Genomic DNA, 861 nt, shown 5'->3' with positions numbered 1-861 from the left:
AAAGTGGCGGTGATAGAAGGAGATTTGGAAACCGAAAACGATGCTTTACGCCTGCGCCGCAAAGGTATCCCGGTAGTGCAAATCACGACGGGGATGGCCTGCCATCTTGATGCGCAAATGGTCAATACCGCCTGGCAAACGCTCTGTTGTGAGCCGGTGGACATATTGTTTATCGAAAACGTGGGCAATCTGGTGTGCCCGGCCAGCTTCGATCTCGGTCAACACCACAACGTGGTGCTACTGTCCGTGCCGGAAGGGGATGACAAACCGGAAAAATACCCGGTGATGTTCCGCCAGGCGGAAGCGGTGCTGGTGACCAAGGTGGATCTATTGCCCTATTTTGACGATTTCAGTCCTGAGCGCGTGCGCGAGGAAGTGGCGCTGTTGGCTCCGGGGAGTGAGGTATTGCAGCTTTCAACCAAAACCACGCACCATTGGGCGCCATGGTTGGCATGGCTCGGCGAGCGGTGCGTGAGCCCAGCGTGAAAGACGCCGTGTATCAGCGAAGAACCGGCTTGCGCGATCTTCGCTGATGGATCACTGCCAGTGATATCAGTGCGGCTGCTGATTAACCCAAACCAGATTATCCACCGCGAAACCGAGGGTTCTCGCAATAGACAAATAATTTTGTTTTACCTCAGCCGGGAGTTCAGGCGTGCGCGACAGGATCCATAAGTAATCGCGGTTTGGCCCACTGACCAGCGCGTATTGGTAATCGTCATCCAGCGCGATGACGTTATATCCCCCATAAAAGGGACCAAAAAAGGAAACCTTGAGCGCCGCCGTTGTGGCTTTACCGGTGAAATAGGCTTTGCCTTCGCTCGATTTCCACTGTTTCTTAAGCGGATCGTAGCCTTGATT

At 54.1% G+C, this 861-nt stretch carries 2 protein-coding genes; one reads left to right on the top strand and one right to left on the bottom strand.

Annotated elements, in window-relative coordinates; all coding sequences use genetic code 11:
- On the top strand, positions 1 to 486 hold a 486-nt coding region (gene hypB / locus J5224_RS31235), incomplete at its 5' end, for a hydrogenase nickel incorporation protein HypB (RefSeq protein ID WP_264628885.1).
- A gap of 66 nt (positions 487 to 552) precedes the next feature.
- Here the strand turns inward: hypB and J5224_RS31230 are convergent.
- Positions 553 to 861, bottom strand: a 309-nt coding sequence (locus J5224_RS31230; protein WP_264628884.1) for a lipocalin family protein, incomplete at its 5' end; no start/stop codon positions are given.

The organism is Candidatus Symbiopectobacterium sp. NZEC135 (genome assembly GCF_025962695.1).
This window is presented reverse-complemented; position numbering and strand designations above follow the sequence as displayed.